Origin of the sequence: Aeromonas sp. s9 (assembly GCF_040907765.1) — a bacterium.
GTDB lineage: Bacteria > Pseudomonadota > Gammaproteobacteria > Enterobacterales > Aeromonadaceae > Aeromonas > Aeromonas caviae.
Map to the genome: position 1 here is coordinate 1 of NZ_JBFOCK010000094.1, position 6,864 is coordinate 6,864.

A 6,864-nucleotide genomic window follows, 5' to 3' on the forward strand; every position below is an offset into this window, starting at 1 on the left:
ATCCATTGACCGATCCTCAGGCTGTGTAAGAATCCGAAACTCCTTGTTGGGTTTCGGATTTTTTTATGCGTATCGACCAAGCTCTCGACTTCATTCACGCCTGTCCTCCCGGAAAGTTTGAGTCCCTGTCTGACCTGCTGTCACCTGAACTGGTGCAGGCTTGCTTGGCCGAGACGGGCTCCGTCTCCTTGCGCCGACGGCGCATGCCCATGGAGCGGGTGCTATGGGCCATTATCGGGATGTCCTTGTTTCGTCATGTCCCTATGGCCCAGCTGGCCAACCAGCTCGATATCCTGTTACCCGGCGACCGGCCGTTTGTCGTCCCCAGCGCCTTCATCCAGGCGCGCCAAAAACTGGCTGACCAAGCCGTTCGACAGGTGTTCCAGCAGACCGCCACACTCTGGCATCAGCTGTGTCAGCACCCCACCTGGGCCGGCTTGCAGCTGCTGGCCGTGGACGGGGTGGTCTGGCGCACGCCCGATACTCCGGACAATGCCGGCGCCTTTGCCAAGTCGAAAACCGTCCAGGGGGAGACGCAATATCCCCAGGTCCGCATGTTGTGTCAGATGGAGCTGACCAGTCATCTGCTGACCCAGACAGTGATGGACTCCTGTGCGGTAAACGAGATGGTGTTGGCAGAGCAACTGATTGAAAAAACACCCGATAATAGCCTGACCCTGTTCGATAAGGGCTTCTACTCACTGGGGTTACTCCATGCCTGGCAACGCCAGGGCGTAGCGCGTCACTGGCTTATTCCGCTGAAAAAGGGGGCTCAATACGAGGTCATCCGCAAGCTGGGGCGGCAGGATGTGCTGGTACGCCTCAGAGCCAGTCCGCAGGCCAAGAAGAAGTGGAGCGAGTTGCCGGAGCAGTTCGAAGCCCGGCTGCTGACCCGGACGGTAAACGGCAAGGAGCGGCAGGTGCTGACCTCGCTCACCGACCCGCTGCGCTTCCCGGCCAGCGAGTTGATGGAGCTATACCAGAATCGCTGGGAAATCGAGCTGGGCTATCGGGAGATGAAACATAGCCTGCAACAGCACCGGCTGACGCTGCGCAGCAAGAAACCCGATGGAGTAAGGCAGGAGCTATGGGGCTTGGTATTGGCCTATAACCTACTGAGATATCAGATGGTTAGGATGGCGGCGAGCTTAAAGGGCTATACGGCCAGCCAGTTGAGCTTTCACATGGCATCGGTGTATCTGCTGCATGAACTCAGTTGCCTGCCGTTTGTGTCACCGGGCATGGTTCCAGGGCGTGTCGCTGAGTTGGACAAACAGGCAGAGCAGTTCAAGTTACCCGCCCGCCGAGAACGAAGTTACCCAAGGTGCATCAAAGCCAAACCACAGAAGTATGCGACGAGAAAACCTAGTAAAAACAATGCCAGTCAGGCTTAACTGACTGGCATTACGCCAGAGGCGCCTTTTTTCATGGTGTCGGGGCTTACAGACCCAGATTGGCTCTGGCGTAGGCCTCAAAATCGGTGCAGCCGCCGATGTGCTGCTCATCCAGGAAGATCTGCGGCACAGTGGTGACCGGCTTGCCCGCCTTGGCGGCGAGATCGTCCTTGGTCAGCCCGGCCACGTTGATATCCACGTAGCGGAACTCGAAGTCATCGCGCTCCTCGGTGAGTTGCTCGGCAATCTGCTTGGCACGCACGCAATAGGGGCAACCGGGACGACCAAAAATCTCTACAAACATCTTTTCTCTCCATTAAACAAGCCGTTGAAGAAGGCCATTGAGATGAGGCTGGGCACAGCATAGCCCTGGCGCCCTGTCAGTCAAAGCTGAAAATAGCGATGCTTCCGTTCGCCATCTCCGATTGCGCCCACTGCTGATGATGGCGCCAGCGTCCCTGTTTCGCCCCAAGGCCGGGGAATCGGGCCGCCTTGCCGGCAAGGCAGCCCGTCTATCACTGCTCGACGATCTGGATGGGTTGTTGCTGGTAGATGCTCTCCAGCACGCCTTTTTCGAAGACGGTCCAGGGCCAGGGCGCCTTGCTGGCGCGGTAGCGCTCGTGGGTCGCCGGATCCTGGGAGAGACCGCGCTGGAACATCACGAAGGCCTTGCGCTGGCCACCGGCGGTGTCGATGAAACCGGCGAGGTTCGAGGTACCTGTGATGGTACCGGTCTTGGCGTGCACCTTGTTCTTCATCATGGGAGCGGTGACGCTGCGTCGCCAGGCCAGGGTGCCGTCCACCTGGGAGCTTGGCAGCAGCTTGATGAAGTCGAGCTCGGCATCGTTCTTCTGGATGAAGTTAAGCACCGACAACATCTGGCGCGCGCTGATGAGATTGTGGGCGGAGAGGCCGGAGCCGTCGGCCAGGGTGGCGTTGCCAAGGTCAATGCCGTGCTTGGTCAGGATGGCGCGTACCGCCATGGTGCCGCTGCGATAGCTACCCGGCTTGTTGTAGTAGTGACGCCCCACGGTTTTGAGGAAGGTATCGGCGTAGAGGTTGTCGGACTTTTTCAACATCTTGGCGAGCATCACCGGCAGGGAGACAGAGTAGTGGGTCGCCAGGGTCTGGGCACCGACAGGGGCCTGATGGGTGACCCGCAGCAGGCCGTCGTGGCTGATCCCGGCGCGGTTCATGGCCCAACGGATGTTGTCCCAGCCCCAGGCCTCCACGTCATGGATGGCAAAGCGCAGCCCTTGTGGCTCCTTGTTCGGGGTGATGCAGCCCTTGAGCTCGTAGAAGTTGCCCTTGGCCATGTCTACTTCCAGAGCGCAGAACTGACGCGCCATGTCGCCATAGCTCATCACCTCCACGTTGTCGGCGCCGATGCCGATGGGCACGCCGGTGGCCACGTTGCCCACCGCAGGCTTGCCAATCTGGGTGGCGGTGATGGTGCCGTAGGCGCAGTTCTTGTCGATGATGACCGAGGAGACGGGAGCGGCGAAGCAGAGGGTCTGATCCCCCCAGGACCAGCCGTTGCCACGCTCATAGCCGTTGTAGGCACCGGTGTTGACATAGACGTTGCCCTGAATGCGGGTGACGCCCAACTGTTTGAACAGGGCAACCAGATCCATGCGCGATAGGGTCGGGTCGCCGACGAAGTTGATCCAGATGTCGCCGTTGATGGTGGTGCCCTGTTTGGCGCCGGGCTGGGCCTGGATGTCGGTGGCGAAGCGGAAGTCGGCACCGAGTTCGAGGCGTGCAGCGAGCGCGGTGAGCACCTTCATGGTGGAGGCGGGGGCTATCATGTCATCGGCGTGACGGGCAAATTCCACCCCGTTGTTGCCCTGTACGATGACGGCGTACTGGCCCCCCTTGGGCGGGGTCAGCGGGGCGGCGTGGACCGCCAGAGAAAAGAGAGCACAAAAACCAATCAACAGCCGCTGCATAGGATCCTCTAACTGAACGAAAGGGCGGCATCAGAAACCGCCCCGATAATCAAACCGGGTGACTGCCGGGTATCGCCTGCCATGGGGTCAGGCCGGGGCGTTGGCAGTCCGGTAACGCCCCTCGTAATCGAATATTTTTTCCTTCACCTGCCAGAAGCGTCCCGACTTGCGGGCGATGACGAAATCCGGGTGACGGAACTGGTTTGCCGCGAGCATCACGCTCGCCAGGGTCGTGAATTCGGGCTCCAGGCCCGGGGCGGGCCAATGATGACGCACAAAGCGTTGTTGAAACAAGCGCTGTGCACCCCGGGAGTGAAAGGGGAAGTACTCTGTCAGGGTCAGGCCATCCTCGTCGTGGTAGGTCACCCCCAGCCGCTCCCCCTGCTTGCCGCGCCCGGCACTCAGGGTCAAACCGGCGCAGCGGATCACCATGCAGTCCTTGAGATTGAGGGCTTCCTTGAGCTTGTCGTCAGGGTCCACCAGCAGCTGGTCACAGCTTTGGCAGCGACGGGCGGCGATGTCGTTTTCAGCGCCGCAACCGGGGCAGATCTTGGCGCGAAAGCGGTAGTCGCACTCCTCGCGGTTGCCCTCGTCATCTTCAAACAGTCCCTGACAGCGGCGGCCGTAGTGTTCGACCACCTTGCCATCCTCGTCGGTCTTGCCCCAGAAGGTGTTGGCAAAGCCGCAGGCGGGGCAGGGCACCTGAACCGGCTCGGTGCCGGCGTGGGGCCTGGGCTCCCCCACTTCGGGGGCAAACAGGTTGAAGTTGTTGCCTGCGTAGTCGAGCACCAGGCAATCGCTCTTGCCGGGTGAGAGGCGCAGGCCCCGTCCCACAATCTGCTGATAGAGCGACACCGATTCGGTGGGACGCAGCATCACGATAAGGTCGACGTGGGGGGCATCAAAACCGGTGGTGAGCACCGCTACGTTGACCAGAAACTTGAGCTCGCGCGCCTTGAAGGCACTGATTAGAGCGTCGCGCTCCGGTCCCGGCGTCTCGCCGGTGACGAGGGCGGCCTGCTGGCCTCTGGCACCGAGCAGGCCATGAATTTCCCGGGCATGCTCGACGGTGGCGGCGAAGATCATCACCCCCTGCCGGTCGGCCGCATACTCCAGCACCTGGCTCAGGATATGGGGGGTGACCCGCTCCTGGCGCTTGATCTCGCCGTTGAGCTGCGCCTCGCTGAACAGGCCGTTCTCCCGCGGCACCAGCTTGCTGAAGTCGTAGTGGACGATGGGGGCGTCCACCAGGCGCGGCGGGGTCAGATAGCCGTTTTTCACCATGAAGCGCAGGGGCAGTTCGAACACGCAGTCACCGAACAGCCGCTCGCCGTGGCTCTTGACCATGCCGTGGTAGTGGCGCCGGTAGATCCAGCCCAGCCCCAGCCGATAGGGGGTGGCGGTGAGCCCGAGGATCTTGAGGGCAGGGTTGGCGGCCTTGAGATGCTCGATCACCTGGTGGTATTGGCTGTCGTCATCGAGCGAGACCCGGTGGCACTCGTCGATGATGAGCAGCGAAAACGCCCCGTCGAAGGCATCCAGATTGCGCGCCACCGACTGCACCGAGCCAAACACCACCTGGGCGCTCGCCTCCTTGCGATCCAGCCCGGCGGCGAAGATGTCGGCCTTGAGCCCCCACGCCTCGTACTTGGCGTGGTTCTGCTCCACCAGCTCCTTGACGTGGGCCAGCACCAGCACCCGGCCGCGCGCCTTGCGGGCCAGTTCGGCGATCACCAGACTCTTGCCGGCCCCGGTGGGCAGTACCACCACGGCGGGATCCGGGTGTTTGCGAAAGTGGCTGATGACGGCGTTGACGGCGTCGGTTTGATAGGGTCTGAGAACGAACATGGGGAACGGCTGTGGCGCAAGGTGGCGCCATTATAAGGATCTTGCGGGGAAAATGCAGTGAGGGGGCTCGCGCTGACTGGAAGCGGGCCGGCAGGATGCCGGCCCGTGCAGGTCAGGGACCTCAGTGGAAGGGGAACAGGTAGTTGAGCCAGCTACCCATGCGCATCAGGATCTTGCGCATGATGGCCACGTGGTGGAAGTGCTCGGTATAGATGGCGGCCTGACCGCTGGAACCCGCGATCACCTGGTAGTTTGCCCACTCGGGATCGGTGATCTCGAGCACGATGGGCAGGCGACCCGGTACCTGGGCCGAGGTCTGATCGATAAGACCCGCCTGTGCCTGGATATTGCCCGGTGCCATGGCCGGGATAACGGACTGCACCTTGGCCTTGAAGATGCGACCCGGGATGCCGTCGAGCACGACTTCGGCCTCGTCACCCGCCTTGAGCCGCTGCATGCTGTTCTGCCAGAACCAGCCGACATAGGCATTGGCATCTTCATGAATGAAGGTCATCACGGGGCGGAACATGAAGGGGGCGGCAATCATGCCCGGGCGCAATGCCAGTTGTACGACATGACCGTCACTCGGGGCGTAGACCACGGTCTGCTCCAGATCGTACTTGGCGATGTTGAGCTGGGCACCCAGGTCATTGAGGGTCGCTTTCTGCTGATCAATTTGGGCGACGATGTCATCCACGTTGGCCTGGGTGACGTCGAGGTCGCGCTGTTTACCGATGCCCCGTCGCATCAGCTCCTGGGCGCGATCCCTGTCCAGGCTGGCGGATCGCAGGCGGGCGTCCAGAGCCTTCAGAAAATCGGTGTTGGAGGCGAGGCGCGCCGTCAGGCTGGCGACCTTCTCCTGGAAGGGCTCAGCGTCGATGCGAAACAGCACATCCCCTTTCTTGACCGGCTGGTTGGGCTTGACCGGGACGTCGGTGACACGCCCCTTGACCAGGGGCACGACCGGGGTGGAGACATAATAGTTGCGAGCCAGCTCGGAATAGGGGGGGTTGTAGTTCATCAGCATGATGAGTGTGCCGATGATGATGACGCCACCCAGTACGGCGGTCGGCACGGTCCACTTGTTGAGCGGGATCTTGAAGATCTTGAAAATACCTATGCAGAGGGCTGTATAGGTGAGAATAAGTAGCAGGTCCATGGGGCGTTACCTATTTGTCGGTCTGTTCGAGCGTGGTCATGCGAGCCTGCAGTGCTGCCAGCTCCTCTTTGAGTGCGCTGATCTCTGTCTCGTCATGTTGTAGGCGTTGCGAGAAGCCCCAGCCGCGATCGGGGCGATAAATCGTGGCCCAGATCCAGAGGAAGGGCCAGAGCACGTGCAGGGTGAACAGGCTGACCCAGCCTGCCACGTGAATGGCGTCCTGGTGGGGGTGATTACGGTGCTTGGCAATTTCATATGGAATATCGTGAATGACGATAATGCCATCTTAAATGCGAAAGGGGACTCCCTCCGACGTAGGTGGGAGGGGAATTTCGCCGGGGCGTCAGCCCCGCTGGTTTTGAATGTATTGCTTGATCACCTCCAACGGTGCTCCGCCGCAAGAGCCCGCAAAGTAAGAGCGTGACCAGAGTACGGGTTTGCTGTAAGCACCTCTCAAGTCCAGAAATTCATTACGCAGTCGCCTTGATGTGACCGCCTTTAACGAGTTCACCAG

6 protein-coding genes and 1 pseudogene are annotated in these 6,864 nt (G+C 61.0%); 1 reads left to right on the top strand and 6 read right to left on the bottom strand.

Annotation, left to right across the window (positions count from 1 at the left end):
* Positions 1-65: 65 nt before the first annotated feature.
* A complete protein-coding gene (locus AB5Y54_RS18285; RefSeq protein WP_010676218.1) occupies positions 66-1,394 on the top strand; it encodes an IS4 family transposase in 1,329 nt (442 codons plus the stop codon).
* A gap of 46 nt (positions 1,395-1,440) precedes the next feature.
* On the opposite strand, the gene AB5Y54_RS18290 is transcribed toward AB5Y54_RS18285, so the two are convergent.
* The 6 genes and pseudogenes from AB5Y54_RS18290 to tnpA form a co-directional block, all read right to left on the bottom strand.
* Positions 1,441-1,698 carry a GrxA family glutaredoxin gene (locus AB5Y54_RS18290; protein WP_010674029.1) on the bottom strand — a complete coding sequence of 86 codons (258 nt, stop codon included), beginning with the start codon at positions 1,696-1,698 and terminating at the stop codon, positions 1,441-1,443.
* Positions 1,699-1,909: 211 nt separating this feature from the next.
* Entirely contained in the window at positions 1,910-3,343 is a 1,434-nt protein-coding gene (gene dacB / locus AB5Y54_RS18295; protein ID WP_042017206.1) for a D-alanyl-D-alanine carboxypeptidase/D-alanyl-D-alanine-endopeptidase, read from the bottom strand.
* Between the two features lie 87 nt (positions 3,344-3,430).
* Positions 3,431-5,191: a DEAD/DEAH box helicase gene (locus AB5Y54_RS18300; protein ID WP_053288525.1), complete on the bottom strand. Its 1,761-nt coding sequence runs from the start codon at positions 5,189-5,191 to the stop codon at positions 3,431-3,433.
* Between the two features lie 121 nt (positions 5,192-5,312).
* Positions 5,313-6,350 (bottom strand): HlyD family secretion protein, encoded by a 1,038-nt coding sequence (locus AB5Y54_RS18305; protein ID WP_053288524.1) that lies wholly within the window; start codon positions 6,348-6,350, stop codon positions 5,313-5,315.
* Between the two features lie 10 nt (positions 6,351-6,360).
* Entirely contained in the window at positions 6,361-6,630 is a 270-nt protein-coding gene (locus tag AB5Y54_RS18310; RefSeq protein WP_041201542.1) for a DUF3302 domain-containing protein, read from the bottom strand.
* Positions 6,631-6,693: 63 nt separating this feature from the next.
* Positions 6,694-6,864, bottom strand: a pseudogene (tnpA, locus tag AB5Y54_RS18315) (IS200/IS605-like element ISAs26 family transposase); the annotation flags it as partial.

What these genes read in the sequence shown, in the direction of transcription:
- AB5Y54_RS18285 (WP_010676218.1), top strand. Translation starts at nt 66, where the DNA reads ATGCGTATCGACCAAGCTCTCGACTTCATTCACGCCTGTCCTCCCGGA.
- AB5Y54_RS18290 (WP_010674029.1), bottom strand. Translation starts at nt 1,698, where the DNA reads ATGTTTGTAGAGATTTTTGGTCGTCCCGGTTGCCCCTATTGCGTGCGT.
- dacB (WP_042017206.1), bottom strand. Translation starts at nt 3,343, where the DNA reads ATGCAGCGGCTGTTGATTGGTTTTTGTGCTCTCTTTTCTCTGGCGGTC.
- AB5Y54_RS18300 (WP_053288525.1), bottom strand. Translation starts at nt 5,191, where the DNA reads ATGTTCGTTCTCAGACCCTATCAAACCGACGCCGTCAACGCCGTCATC.
- AB5Y54_RS18305 (WP_053288524.1), bottom strand. Translation starts at nt 6,350, where the DNA reads ATGGACCTGCTACTTATTCTCACCTATACAGCCCTCTGCATAGGTATT.